Raw genomic sequence first — 12714 nt, 5'->3', positions numbered from 1 at the left:
GCCGTCCACGGCGCGTACTAGGCTCGGCCTCGTGCCGCATGACATCGATCACGACTTCCTCAGCCTGCCGCTGCGTACCCTCGCCGACGCCGCCCTCACCCGGGCGCGGGAGTTGGGTGCCGAACACGCGGACTTCCGGCTCGAACGCATCCGGGCCCAGAACCTCTCCCTTCGCGACGCCAGGCTCGTCGGCAGTCGCGACGGGGAGGACACGGGATTTGCGGTCCGGGTGATCAAAGACGGCACCTGGGGGTTCGCCGCCAGTGTCGTCCTCACCCCCGCCGAGGCGGTCCGCGTCGCCGAGCAGGCCGTCGAGGTGGCCGGTGTCGCGGCCGGGATGAACGCCGAACGCATCGAGCTCGCCGACGAGCCCGTCTACAGCGACGTCACGTGGGTATCGGCGTACGACATCGACCCGTTCACGATCGACGAGCCCGACAAGGTGGCGCTTCTCGCCGACTGGAGCAACCGGCTGCTGACCGCCGACGGTGTGGCGCACACGAGTGCGACGCTCTACCAGGTCAAGGAGCAGAAGTTCTACGCCGACAGCAGCGGCACGGTCACGACCCAGCAGCGGGTCCGGCTCAACCCGACACTGGAGGCGTTCGCCAACGACCCTGAGTCCGGGCGCTTCGACTCCATGCGTACCCTCGCGCCGCCGGCCGGGCGTGGCTGGGAGTTCCTCACCCCCGCGTCGACCTGGGACTGGGACGCCGAACTTGCCGAGCTGCCGGACCTACTCGCCGCCAAGCTCAAGGCTCCTAGTGTCGAGGCAGGCAGCTACGACCTCGTCATCGACCCGTCCAATCTCTGGCTCACCATCCACGAGTCGATCGGACACGCAACCGAGCTCGACCGTGCGCTCGGCTACGAGGCCAACTACGCCGGCACGTCGTTCGCCACACCGGACAAGGTCAACACGCTGCGGTACGGCTCCGACGTCATGCACATCACCGGTGACCGGACCGTCGAGCACGGCCTCGCGAGCATCGGCTACGACGACGAGGGCGTGGCGGGTCAGTCCTGGGACATCGTGAAGGACGGCGTTCTCGTCGGCTACCAGCTCGACCGCAGGATCGCGAAGTCGTTCGGCTACGACCGTTCCAACGGGTGCGCATTCGGCGACTCGCCCTCGCACATCGCGATCCAGCGGATGGCCAACGTCTCGCTCCAACCAGCGGCGAACGGACCATCGACCGACGAGCTGATCGGCCGCGTCGATCGAGGGATCTACGTCGTCGGCGACCGGTCCTGGTCGATCGACATGCAGCGCTACAACTTCCAGTTCACCGGGCAGCGCTTCTACAAGATCGAGGGCGGGAAGCTCGCCGGGCAGCTGCGCGACATCGCCTACCAAGCGACCACCACCGACTTCTGGGGCTCGATGGAGGCGGTCGGCGGACCCGCGACGTGGGTCCTCGGTGGCGCGTTCAACTGCGGCAAGGCCCAGCCCGGGCAGGTCGCACCGGTGAGCCACGGCTGCCCGTCGGCACTGTTCCGCGGCGTACGCATCCTCAACACCACACAGGAATCCGGACGGTGAGCACACCAGTGAGCAGTGACCTGACCCTGCAGGAGACCGTCGAGCGCGCGCTGGCGAGGTCCAAGGCCGACGGGTGCGTCGTCCTCGCCACGGAGTCCTCCAGCGCCAACCTTCGCTGGGCCAACAACACCCTCACCACCAACGGCGTCATGCTGACCCGCTCCCTCACCGTGATCGCGACCGTCGCCGGCAAGACCGGGACCTCCTCCGGCGTGGTCACCCGCAGCGCGCTGACCAGGGACGGGATCGACGCCGTCGTGAAGGCCGCCGAGGAGGCTGCCCGAGCAGGCGATGCCGCCGAGGACGCCCAGCCGCTGATCGAGGGCGCTGCCACCTCCGACTGGAACGAACCGCCCGCCGAGACCTCCATCCGAGTCTTCGACACCTTCGCCCCCGCCCTCGGAGACGCTTTCGGCAAGGCCCGCGACACGGGCCGGCACCACTACGGCTTCGTCGAACACGACCTGAGCACGGTCTACCTCGGTTCGTCCACCGGCCTGCGCATGCGCCACGTCCAGCCGACCGGCTTCGTCACCATGACGGGCAAGTCCGCGGACCTCAGCGGCTCGGCCTGGGTAGGCCAGGCGACGCGGGACTTCACCGACGTCGACGCGACCACGCTGGCCGGTGAGCTCGACCGCAGGCTGGACTGGTCCGAGCGCAGGATCGAACTGCCCGCCGGCCGGTACGAAACGCTGCTGCCGCCGACCGCGGTCGCCGACCTGCTCATCTATGCGTACTGGACCATGTCGGCGCGGGACGCCCACGAGGGGCAGACGGTCTACAGCAAACCCGGTGGCGGTACCCGGGTGGGCGAACGCCTCTCCCCCAGCAACCTCGCGATGTACTCCGACCCGGCGTACTCCGGGTTGGAGTGCGCGCCGTTCGTGGTGGCCCATTCGTCGTCGTCCACCCAGAGTGTCTTCGACAACGGCCTCACCCAGGGCGGTACGCACTGGATCCGCGATGGCGAACTGTCGGCGCTCGCGACCAGCCGGTACTCCGCCGAGCTCACCGGTCTGCCGGTCACGCCGTACGTCGACAACCTCATCCTCGACATCCCGGACCCGGCCGGATCGATCGACGACCTGGTCGCCCGGACCGAACGCGGATTGCTGCTGACCTGCCTGTGGTACATCCGCGAGGTCGACCCACAGACACTGTTGCTCACCGGGCTGACCCGCGACGGTGTCTACCTCGTCGAGAACGGCGAGGTCGTCGGTCTCGTCAACAACTTCCGGTTCAACGAGAGTCCGGTCGACCTGCTGGGGCGCTTCGCCGAGGCGGGCGGTACGGTGCCGGCGTTCTCGCGAGAATGGGGCGACTACTTCCCTCGCGTGGCCGCTCCCGCCCTGCGGGTCCCCGACTTCAACATGTCGAGCGTGAGCCAGGCCAGCTGAGGCACCCCTGATGACGGGCCTGGTCCTGCGGCGGACGGCGTGGTGGCTCGTGGTCGTCGCCGCGATCCCGCTCGGGGTCATCGGCGCGTTGACAGCCCTGGCGGCTACGGCCTCTCTCTCCGGCAGTCGGTGGGCCGCCGTCGTCGCAGCGCTGGGGTGTCGGTCTGTACCGGTCACGTGGTCCGCCCGGCGGTCCGCCGGATCGCCGAAACCCGCAGCTGGCGTCGTGGGCTGACCGGCGGAGTCTCTGTTCTCACGACCGCCATCGTCACCGCGAGCACAGGTTCGCTGCTCCTCGCTCCCGCACCGCCCTACAGCCCGGCCGAGCCGACCGCGGAAACGAGGTTCTGGGACCTCCCCACGGGTTCTCGTCTCGCCTACACGCACACCGCCGCCACGGGCGAACGCCGGCCCACGCCGGTCATCCTGGTCCACGGCGGCCCCGGCGCACCCGCCTCACGCCAGGACTCGCTGACGCGGGCACTCGCCGACGTCGGTTTCGACGTGTACGACTACCACCAGGTCGGGGCCGGCTTGTCCGAACGCCTGCCAGACGTCCGCGAATACACGGTCGCCCGGCACGTCGCCGACCTGGACGGAATCCGGGAAATCCTGGACGCCGACCGGCTGGTCCTTGTCGGAGCCTCGTGGGGCGGCACGCTGATCGCCCACTATCTCGCTGCCCACCCGCATCGGGTGGCTCGAGCCGTGATCGACTCGCCAGGGGAGATCTGGCCGCCGGCATTCCCTGATCGCGGGCGGCTCACCGAAGCGGGACAGAGGAACCAGCAGGAGGTGCTCGGACGTTACCCGCGCTTCCTTCTCGCTGCTGTGCTAGCCGGCACAGTTGGTCCGCGTACCGCTCACACCCTTCTTCCCGACTCCCAGATGGACGGCGTCTTCGAGGCCTTCGTGAGCGAGTTGGACATGCGTCCCGGGTGTTCACCGGCGGCTGCCGCAGCCGATGATCCAGCCGACAGGGACTCACCGGCCGCGGACTCAGCGGAACGGCCACGCGGGCTCGGCTTCTGGGCCAACGTCGCGACGACAATGGACGCGGCTCAGGTCGCTGATCCGAGGCCCGCACTCCAGCTCGCCACGGCACCCGTCCTCGTGCTCCGGGCGGAGTGCGACTACCTCTCCTGGGAGGCGACGCGGGAGTATCGGGATGTGCTCCCCGTGGCAACGCTGCTTGCCGTCGATGACGCCGGACACACTGTCACGACGAGCCGGCCGGATGTGCACCGCCGACTCGTGCTTGCATTCCTCCTAGGAGAGCCGCTGCCCCAGCCGGCCTACACCGATGCCGATCCGCCCTGGTGACGCCCGTTACCGCAGCGCCAGGCGGAGGACGTCGGACACGCCGTACCTCGCGGCTGCGGCCCGCTTGATCGCGCGCAGACCGGATCCGCGGACCTCGACGACCAGATCGGCCAGGGACCGCTGAGCCTTCGCGTCGCCGCCGAACGCCGCGATGCAGGTCTCCGGTTCGGCGTTCGCGAACGCCAGCAGGGCGCCGGTCGCACCGACCGGGCCAGCGAGAGCGATGAGCGCGCCGGAGCCGACGTAGACGTTCCCGTCCCACGTCGACAGCTCGTGGAGCAGCCGCGCCGGGTCGGCCGAGGAGTCCTTCACCGCGCCGATGGGCAGGTCCGACAGCGCGGAGACCTCGATCCCGGGCACGCCGAGAGGCCCGGGATTGTGGTAACCGATCACCCGGCTTGAGTCGCCGACCGCCTCGGCGACCGCGGAGAAGAGCGCTACCTGGTCCACACCGGCACGAGCCGGGCTGACCAGCACGGCGTCGGCACCGGCTTTGCGCGCCGCCACTGCCCGGGCGGCCGCTGCCCGCGCCCACGATCCGCTGGCGCCGGCGATGACGGTGACGTCGTCCGGGAGTGCGTCGCGGGTCGCCGCGATCAGCTCCTCCCGCTCCGACTCTTCCAGTGTCTCCGCCTCGCCGGTAGTCCCCGCGACCAGGACGGCGCGGACTCCGGCGTCGACCAGTCGCTGGGCGTGGGCCACTGTGCCGGGCACGTCAACGGACCCGTCGGGGGCGAAGAGAGTGATCAGGGCGACGCCGACACCACGAAACGTTGGATCTGCCATCAAGTCTCCTCGTTCGTACCGGCCAGACATCGGGCATCTTCCGCACCCATTCTGTCTGACATCTGATGACTCGCTCAGGCCGGGCGGCCGTCAACCGGTGCCCTGACCGGGACCGGGCAGGGCGCGGTTCCACGGCTGGGCGCCGGGATTGTTACGGTCCTCCCATGGCGACAGGCGTCCTCCCAGCCCATGAGCTCCTGGTCAGGCTCATCACCGCTCCCGCCGTCGCCGCCCGCGACGTCGATGACACCGGCCGGCTGCTCCTGGGCAACGACACGTCCGGCACGATGCAGCTCTACGAGGCCGGAACCGACGGATCATGGCGGCAGCTGACCGCTCTCGACGGTCCCGCGAACGGCCGCTATCTTCCGGACAGCCGGACCGTCGTCGTCGAACACGATGCCGGCGGCAACGAACGTGCGCAGCTCTCCCTCCTCGACCTCTCCGAGGAGGTTTCGTCCGAGCTGCCGACCCTGCGCCCGTTCGTCCACGATCCGCGTTGGCTGCACCGGCTCGCCGGCGTCCAGCCCGGCCGCGTGCTCTACCTGACCAACCGCCGCAATGGCGTCGACTTCGATCTCGTCATCCGCGAGGTCGCGACCGACGAGGAACGAGTTCTCTACGACGGTGGCGGCTACGTCCTGGAGGCTGAGGCTTCACCCGACGGCCGCTGGGTGGCCCTGACCCGGCCCAACGCTCCCGCAAACTCCTACCAACTCGTCCTCGTGTCGACGGCCGACGGTCAGGCCGAGGAGATCACCGCATGGGACGACGACGCGTTCATGCGTACGCCCTCGTGGCTCCCTGACTCCAGCGGGCTGTTGCTGTCCACCAACAGCGGCCGGGAGATGACCGCGGTCGTGAGGTACGACCTGGCGGGCCGCACATGGAGCGAAGTCGTCGCCGACGACGCCCATGACCTCATCGGATGGGCGTCCCCGGACGGTGAACACGTTTTGGTGGCGACGAACGACGACGGAGCGATATCCCTGGCGATTCACCGGCTCGCGGACGGTGGCCTGGTGCGCGTGCTCGACCTCCCACCGGGCGGATGCCCCGCGCTGGTCCGTGTTCCCGACCCGGTGTGGTCAGGGTCTGGTGCGGCGTTGGCCGTGACCTACTCCTCTCCAGCCGGACCCGCGTACGCGATCCGGTGCGACCCCTCCACCGGTGTGCTGACCCCGGTCCGCGCACCGGACGCGCCGCCGCTGCCGGAGGATCTCCCGCGCCCGACCTCGCACCGCGTCCCGACGCCGGACGGCGAACGGATCCCGGTGTTCGTCTACCGACCGGCCGACGGCGGTGACGGCTCCGCGGTCCTCGTCATCCACGGTGGTCCGGAGAGCCAGTCGGTCCAGCAGTGGAATCCGATCGTCGCCGGGCTCGTCGCGCAGGGACACACCGTCCTCGTGCCCAACGTGCGAGGTTCGACCGGGTACGGAAAACGGTGGTACGCCCTCGACGACGTACGCCGCCGGCTCGACTCGGTGGCCGACCTCGCCGCCATCCACGACTGGTTGCCGACCGTCGGCCTCGACCCGGCGCGGGCAGCGCTCTACGGCGGTTCGTACGGCGGCTACATGGTCCTCGCCGGACTCGCGTTCCAGCCCGAGCGTTGGGCGGCCGGGGTGGACATCGTGGGGATCGCCTCCCTGGTGACGTTCCTGGAGAACACGTCGAGCTACCGACGCAGCCACCGCGAACGCGAGTACGGCTCCCTGGAACACGACCGTGAGTTCCTGCACGAGGCGAGTCCACTCGCCAGGGTCGACGCGATCCGCGCACCGCTCTTCGTCATCCACGGCGCCAACGACCCGAGGGTGCCGCTGTCGGAGGCGGAGCAGTTGGTCGCAGCGTTGCAGGCCCGCGACATCCCCTGTGAGCTCCGGGTGTACGCCGACGAGGGGCACGGCCTGGCCCGCCAGGTCAACCAGCTCGACGCGTATCCTCCGGCGCTGGAGTTCCTCGCCAAGCACCTCGCCCGGACGTGACCGTGACCTGGCAGACGTGGACCGAGACAATGCAGACGTGCCTCGCGAGACTGCACGTGACCGTGATCGAGCAAGGAGAAGGACGACCGCATGAGTGAGCCAGTGGGTTTTGTCGGACTCGGCATCATGGGCGCCGGGATGGCCGGCAACCTGCTCCGCGCTGGATTCGACGTCGTGGTCTACAATCGCACGGCCGCGCGGGCCGAGCCATTGGTCACGGCCGGTGCCCAGGTGGCCGACTCGCCGCGTGCGGTGGCCGAGCGCTGCCCCGTCGTCTTCACGTGTGTGAGCGACACCCCGGACGTCGAGCAGGTGCTGTTCGGCGACAACGGTCTCGCCCAGGGGGTCAGCGACGGATCCCTCATCGTCGACGCGAGCACCGTCAGTCCCGAGGCGACCCGCGGGTGGGCGGCGACACTCGCCGAACGTGGCGTCGGCTTCCTCGACGCACCGATCTCCGGCGGCAGCGAGGGCGCGGCCAAGGGCACGTTGTCGATCATGGTCGGCGGCGACGCGGCCAGCGTCGACCGCGTACGCCCGTACCTCGACGCCATGGGCAGCACGATCACCCACGTCGGGCCGGTCGGCGCCGGGCAGACCTGCAAGCTCGTCAACCAGATCCTCGTCGTCGTGTCCATGCTCGGCGTCGCCGAGGCGCTGGTCTTCGCCAAGGCCGGCGGACTCGACCTGGAGAAGACCATCGCGGCCGTCGAAGGCGGTGCCGCCGGTTCCTGGATGCTCGCCAACCGCGGACCGCAGGTGATCCGCGACGACTGGCGGCCGGGCTTCACGATCGACCTCCAGCAGAAGGACCTGCGCCTGGTGATGGAGGCGGCCGACGAACTCGGCGTACCCACGATCGCGACGAGCACGATCTTCCATCTCTATCGCACCCTCCAGCGCGACGGCCTCGGCGCCGAGGGCAACCACGCACTCGTCAAGGCGCTGGAACGCCTGTCCGGGATCCAGGCGCGCCAGGAGTAGGCCAGGACGATGCCGACGTGAACCACCATGCCCACTGAACCTCTCGGCGCCGCGCTCGACCGCGTGCGTGCCATGCTGCTCGACCCCGAGCGCCTTGTTCGCGCCGTCGCGGCCGGCCGCCGCCGCGGGCACACCGTGCCGTGGCGGCGGGCCGAGCTGCGCTACGTCGACCTCAAGGCGGGCCGGGCTCTGCAGGTGACGACGTACGACGAAGCCCAGGCCCACACCCACAACAGCGCGGTGGGAAGCGACGCCGCCGGGGCCGTCGAGGAGCTGCTCGAGCTGCCCTTCGGAAACTGGCACGTCGACACGCTCGACGAGGTGGTGCAGGTTCGGGTCACCAAGAAGGGTGAGGCGCAGGTCCACACAAAGCCGCGTGAGGCCGGCAGCGACGCCGAGGTGGCCGTACGCCGGGAGCATGACCGGGCGAAGCCACGACTCCTGCCGGTGGACGATCCGGTGCTGCGCGCGGTGGGCATCGCCGACCATCGCGGCCAGATCAAGCCCAGCCGGCAGTCGAAGTACCGCCAGGTCGACGAGTTCCTCCGGATCCTCGAACCCGCCGTCGACGACGCCGTGGAAACCGGTCGCGTCCCCCGACCGACGCCCACGCGGCCGTTGCGAGTGGTCGATCTTGGCTGCGGGAACGCCTACCTCACCTTCGCCGCGGTCAGCTACCTCGCCACGGTCCGTGGATTCCCGTTGCAGATGGTGGGCGTCGACGTGCGCCCTCAGGCGCGGCAACGCAACACCGAGCTGGCCGCGTCTCTCGGGTGGGATCGGCAGCTGACCTTCGTCCAGTCCTCCATCGAGGCCGCCACGGTTCCCGATCCGCCGGATGTCGTGCTGTCCCTTCACGCCTGCGACACGGCGACGGACGAGGCGTTGGCTCGGGCGGTGCGTTGGGAGGCCCCGGTCATCCTCGCCGCGCCGTGCTGCCATCACGACATCCAGACCCAGCTGAGCCAGGCCGAGGTCCCGGACCCGTACGCGATGATCACCCGGCACGGCATCCTGCGCGAACGCTTCGCGGACGTGCTCACCGACGCGTTGCGCGCGTCCATCCTGCGCCAGCACGGCTACCGGGTGGAGGCGATCCAGTTCGTGGGCAGCGAACACACGCCCCGCAACGTGCTGCTCCGCGCCATCCGGACGGGTGCCGTGTCTGGAGCGAACGTCGCCGAGGAGTACGCCACGATGGTGGAGCAGTGGGGTATACGCCCGGCCCTGGCCAGCATGCTGGAGACCTGATCGGCCCAGCGGAGCGGTCACAATCGAAGCCGACGCGTGGGCATGCAGCAGGGGACTGTAGGTATGCACGGCTACCTACTCTCCGGAGCATGATCAGCGAGGTAGATCACGACTCGCCTGTGCCTTTGTGGCGGCAGGTCTTCGAGATCGTCACGGCGAGGATCGAAGACGGCACCTACCGTCGGCGACTGCCCTCCGACCGGTCGCTCGCCCAAGAATGCGGCGTGTCCATCGGCAGCGTCCGCCATGCGCTCGACGACCTCACCGGTCAAGGCGTGATCTACACGGTCAAGGGCAAGGGACGGTACATCGCCGAGCGCACATAGCTGGATCAGGCGCGGTGCGTGGGGAGCACCAGGCGTAGTGCTGACAGATGTCAGGAGAGGTGAGCCGCCTCGACGACTCTCATCGGCCGCCAGCGTTGATCGTAATCCGGATGATCGCTATACAACTCGGCGACGACCGCCAGGCACAGCGCATACGCCGCATGTGCCTCGCGCGGTTCCCGAGTTGCCCGATACATGGTGACCAACTGGCGCCGTGCACGGCACGTTTCGAGCACCCACTCCAGTCGCTCCTGGCTCAGGTCCCGGTTGTACTCCGCGAGCGCGCGCCGTTCGTCTTCGACTACCCGCTTCAGGACGAAGTGGTCCATGGTCTCCACGGCCTTCGACCGTACGTAGTGGACCATCCGCCCGGTGAGGGGCTAAGGACCCAGAGCCCTGGGCCGTCGACTCCCGGACGCGAAAGCAGCGGACCGCTGGCCTGTGTGCGTTGGAGGTTCGTCGGCTTCTAAGGCGACAAACCTCCAACAACTCGACTCGAATCGAGCGCCACCGAGGGCTTGCCAATAGTTAACAGATGCTGCAACTATTGCGTCCGTGACCGATGAACGGGCCGACAGGCTCTTCGAGACCCTCGCCGACCACACGCGCCGGGAGATCGTCCAACTGCTCGGCCAACGCCCCCATCGCGCGGGTGAGCTGGCCAAGGCGACCGGAACCTCCGCGCCCGCCATGAGCAGGCATCTGCGCGTCCTCCTCAGTGCCGGTCTCGTCACCGACGAACGGGTGCCCGACGACGCCCGCGTGCGCATCTTCCGCCTCCGGCCCGAGTCCCTGACAGCTGTCCAGGCCTGGCTCGACCAGGTGCAGGCCCACTGGAACGAGCAACTCCAGTCCTTCAAGCGCCATGCCGAACGCAAGGAGCCCCGCCCGTGACCAGGACATCGGCCTCGGCCTCGGTGGAGGTGGATCTCGACCCTCACACGGCCTTCATGGTCTTCACCGAAGAGATCGACCTGTGGTGGGTACGCGGGCCGATCAACTTCCACGACGCGTCACGGCTGGCGGAGCTTCGGATGGAACCCGGTGTCGGCGGCCGGATCCTCGAGATCTATGACGAGGCCAGCGGGGACATGCTGGAAACCGCACGGATCACCGTGTGGGAGCCAGGAATCCGGCTGATCCTCCGCGGCACCGTCCAGGACACCGAGACCGACATCCGCTTCGAGGCCACCGACCACGGGACGCGCGTCAAGGTCGAGCAGTACCTCCTTCCTGGCGGCAACCCAACCACGATCGGCTTCGGCTGGGTCCACATGCTCGGCACGTTCGTGGCCTGGTGCACGCGCCGCGGCTCCGCGCCGCGCACGCCGCGCGAGCAGGGTCGGCTCGGGATCGTCCTGTCCTACGAAGATCCGCCGGCAGCCGCCCGCTGGCTTCGTACCGTCTTCCAGCTCGGCTCCTGGGACGTCGACAGCCCGCCGGAGGAAGGCGCCAGCCCGTCGTGGATCGAGTTCCACGTCGGAGACAGCATCGTGATCCTTTCACCGCTGGAGAATGCCCCATCGAAAGACCTGCCGGTCACCCACATGACCCGCGTGTACGTCGACGACCTGGACGCGCATTTCGCTCACGCGAAGGCGAACGGAGCGACGATCGTGCGCGGCATCCACCTCCACGGCGAGCGCACGTACATCGCCGAAGACCTCGAGGGCCAGCGGTGGGTCTTCGCCCAGGCCCGCCCAACCATGCACTGACACCCACGACCACGCCAGCCGGTGAGAACGGCAGGAGAGGGGAAAAACATGCCAGTTCGCTGCGAGGAGATCCTCCGAGAGGCCCGCACCGTCGTGTTGCACGACTGGCCGTCGCGAGATGTGCCAGACACGTTGACCCGTGCAGGCTATGAGGTAGTGGTGTTCGGCGGGCCCAAGCCAGACGACGTGTTCGCCAGTGAGCTTCGCGACGGCGAGATCGTAGAGACGCGGATCGGCGTCCCTCCTGGCCGCGGCGACCTGGTCTATGTCTTCCGGCCGATCGAGGAGCTCCCCGGGATCGTCGCCGACGCCCAACGGATGGGCGCCACCGCCGTGTGGTGCCAGTCCGGACTGTCGGCGGAAGGCGTCACGGATCCACGCGGCTGCTGGACATCGGAGGCGGAATCTCAGGAGGCGCGCCGCATCGTCGAGTCTGCCGGGCTGACCTACGTCGCCGACGCGTACATCGCCGACGCCGTGCGCACGCTGCAAGGCCAGGTCTGAGCGGGCCGGTCCGGCCACGACCGGCGACCGGCGACCGAGCCATCGAAGGTGGAGTAGGGGCTGACCGCCAAAGGGCCCGGCCGGTCAGCCCCTACCCAGCACAGTCACATCACGCCGCAAACCCCGGCGGGCTCAACCGCAGGACTCTTGGTAGGCCCCGAACATGTAGGCGTTGACCGGTTCCACCTTGATGGATGTCCAGACCACGACGACCTGGTCCTGGAGCTTGTCGAACGCCTGCTTGCCGCTTCTCTTGATCCCGTCCATGTCGAGTGCGGCGGTCGCGACGACCATGCATCGGCCGAAGGTGTCGACGCTTCCGAGAGCATGATGGGCGCTGATCTCCGGGATGCCGAAGCTCATGGCTTCGGCGATCTCGTCGGCGTTCTGCTCGATGAGCTTCCTGGCGGCCTCGGCGGACGCCTCGTCCCGGTAGGCGAACACTCGTTGGTCGATCCAGAACAGTCCGGATCCGTGTTCCATGGCGATCTCGATGCCGTAGAGGCAGCCACCATTGTCGAAGGCTTTCCGGCCCAAGGCGCTCCGGCCCGCGCCAGCACAGCTTTCATGGTCCCAAGTGCCCTTCACGTGCATCGTCGCCTCGGCATCACCATTCGAGTACGCCACTGTCTTGTCGTCGCCGTACCAGTCTCGTGCAGTGAGCTTGTCGGCACGAGCACTCTGCTTCGGGGCCTCGGCCGTCTCCGTCGGTACCCGTGAGGGAGTCCGGGTACCGGTCGGAGATGCTTTCGGTCGGGTCGTACCCACTGGCTTCGACACGGTTTCGGTGTCTGGCCCGTCGCCAAGCGGGAGGTACCCGTGTGCGGACGCAATCACCGCACCAATGACGACGTGGGCCGCGGTTGCCGCAGCCACGATGAGCGCCGTTCG

13 protein-coding genes are annotated in these 12714 nt (G+C 68.8%); 10 read left to right on the top strand and 3 right to left on the bottom strand.

Going from position 1 to position 12714, the window contains the following annotated elements; all coding sequences use genetic code 11:
• The first annotated feature begins 31 nt into the window (after nt 1-31).
• The 3 genes from ABNF93_RS12315 to ABNF93_RS12305 all read left to right on the top strand — a co-directional run bounded on the left by ABNF93_RS12315 (nt 32) and on the right by ABNF93_RS12305 (nt 4266).
• Entirely contained in the window at nt 32-1543 is a 1512-nt protein-coding gene (locus tag ABNF93_RS12315; protein WP_349328086.1) for a TldD/PmbA family protein, read from the top strand.
• Nucleotides 1540-2943, top strand: coding sequence for a metallopeptidase TldD-related protein (locus tag ABNF93_RS12310; RefSeq protein ID WP_349328085.1), 1404 nt, complete (start codon nt 1540-1542; stop codon nt 2941-2943). The genes ABNF93_RS12315 and ABNF93_RS12310 overlap by 4 nt, the downstream gene beginning before the upstream one ends.
• A 156-nt stretch (nt 2944-3099) precedes the next feature.
• On the top strand, nt 3100-4266 hold the full coding sequence (locus tag ABNF93_RS12305; RefSeq protein WP_349328084.1) for an alpha/beta hydrolase: 1167 nt from the start codon (nt 3100-3102) through the stop codon (nt 4264-4266).
• Between the two features lie 6 nt (nt 4267-4272).
• Here ABNF93_RS12305 and ABNF93_RS12300 read toward each other — a convergent pair whose 3' ends face one another.
• Nucleotides 4273-5052: a dihydrodipicolinate synthase family protein gene (locus tag ABNF93_RS12300; RefSeq protein ID WP_349328083.1), complete on the bottom strand. Its 780-nt coding sequence runs from the start codon at nt 5050-5052 to the stop codon at nt 4273-4275.
• Between the two features lie 164 nt (nt 5053-5216).
• On the opposite strand from ABNF93_RS12300, the gene ABNF93_RS12295 reads away from it, so the two are divergent.
• The 4 genes from ABNF93_RS12295 (at nt 5217) to ABNF93_RS12280 (ending at nt 9604) form a co-directional block, all read left to right on the top strand.
• Complete coding sequence (locus tag ABNF93_RS12295) at nt 5217-7043, top strand: S9 family peptidase (RefSeq protein WP_349328082.1); 1827 nt, start codon at nt 5217-5219, stop codon at nt 7041-7043.
• A gap of 90 nt (nt 7044-7133) precedes the next feature.
• Entirely contained in the window at nt 7134-8027 is an 894-nt protein-coding gene (locus tag ABNF93_RS12290) for an NAD(P)-dependent oxidoreductase (protein ID WP_349328081.1), read from the top strand.
• Nucleotides 8028-8054: 27 nt separating this feature from the next.
• Nucleotides 8055-9278 (top strand): SAM-dependent methyltransferase, encoded by a 1224-nt coding sequence (locus tag ABNF93_RS12285; protein WP_349328080.1) that lies wholly within the window; start codon nt 8055-8057, stop codon nt 9276-9278.
• Nucleotides 9279-9367: 89 nt separating this feature from the next.
• The gene (locus tag ABNF93_RS12280; RefSeq protein ID WP_349328079.1) at nt 9368-9604 is read left to right on the top strand and encodes a GntR family transcriptional regulator; all 237 of its coding nucleotides are present in this window, start codon (nt 9368-9370) and stop codon (nt 9602-9604) included.
• Nucleotides 9605-9654: 50 nt separating this feature from the next.
• Here the strand turns inward: ABNF93_RS12280 and ABNF93_RS12275 are convergent, their stop codons facing one another.
• Nucleotides 9655-9933 (bottom strand): DUF6221 family protein, encoded by a 279-nt coding sequence (locus tag ABNF93_RS12275; protein ID WP_349328125.1) that lies wholly within the window; start codon nt 9931-9933, stop codon nt 9655-9657.
• 226 nt (nt 9934-10159) lie between these two features.
• Here ABNF93_RS12275 and ABNF93_RS12270 point away from each other — a divergent pair, with 226 nt between their 5' ends.
• The 3 genes from ABNF93_RS12270 to ABNF93_RS12260 are packed head-to-tail and all read left to right on the top strand — an operon-like array spanning nt 10160 to nt 11823.
• On the top strand, nt 10160-10498 hold the full coding sequence (locus tag ABNF93_RS12270) for an ArsR/SmtB family transcription factor (protein ID WP_349328078.1): 339 nt from the start codon (nt 10160-10162) through the stop codon (nt 10496-10498).
• The gene (locus tag ABNF93_RS12265; RefSeq protein WP_349328077.1) at nt 10495-11319 is read left to right on the top strand and encodes a VOC family protein; all 825 of its coding nucleotides are present in this window, start codon (nt 10495-10497) and stop codon (nt 11317-11319) included. Before ABNF93_RS12270 ends, ABNF93_RS12265 begins: the two co-directional genes overlap by 4 nt.
• 48 nt (nt 11320-11367) lie before the next feature.
• The gene (locus ABNF93_RS12260; protein ID WP_349328076.1) at nt 11368-11823 is read left to right on the top strand and encodes a CoA-binding protein; all 456 of its coding nucleotides are present in this window, start codon (nt 11368-11370) and stop codon (nt 11821-11823) included.
• Between the two features lie 132 nt (nt 11824-11955).
• On the opposite strand, the gene ABNF93_RS12255 is transcribed toward ABNF93_RS12260, so the two are convergent.
• The gene (locus ABNF93_RS12255) at nt 11956-12450 is read right to left on the bottom strand and encodes a hypothetical protein (protein ID WP_349328075.1); all 495 of its coding nucleotides are present in this window, start codon (nt 12448-12450) and stop codon (nt 11956-11958) included.
• Between the last annotated feature and the right edge of the window lie 264 nt (nt 12451-12714).

This window comes from Actinopolymorpha sp. B9G3 (genome assembly GCF_040120725.1).
Taxonomy (GTDB): Bacteria; Actinomycetota; Actinomycetes; order Propionibacteriales; family Actinopolymorphaceae; genus Thermasporomyces.
This window is presented reverse-complemented; position numbering and strand designations above follow the sequence as displayed.